Raw genomic sequence first — 501 nt, 5'->3', positions numbered from 1 at the left:
AATCAAAAAAAGGACTTTAACTTATATCAGTATGACGTAAAGTGAAAACGAACAATAAAAAAATCCAGGATAGAATGAAACAGTTTAGCTTTGCTGTCTTCTCTATAAAAAACAAATAAAAATGTATGAATATACTTAAATGTCCGTCTTATAAAAAGAATTATAAAAAAAAGAACTTTTCTATTGACCAATAAATGGAAACTTGTTATATTAATACATGTTGTTACGTCATCGAAAGCAGCGAATAACTTACGAAACAGTAATTAATAAAAAATACAAAAAGTTGCTTGACAATGATTGTTGATACATGATATTATATTGAAGTCGTCTTGAATAACTAACACAACATACTGAATAAATATACAAAAAGAAATATTTATTTTTTGAAAAGTTGTTGACAAGCGTCGTAACTTCTGGTAATATTTAGAAGTTGTCAAAACGACAACGCAAACACATTAGACCTTTGAAAACTGAACAAAGCAAGAACGAAATAACTGTGTA

This window comes from Carnobacterium sp. (assembly GCF_032094055.1).
In the GTDB taxonomy this organism is placed as follows: domain Bacteria; phylum Bacillota; class Bacilli; order Lactobacillales; family Carnobacteriaceae; genus Carnobacterium_A.
Note: the sequence above shows the minus strand (reverse complement) of the source record.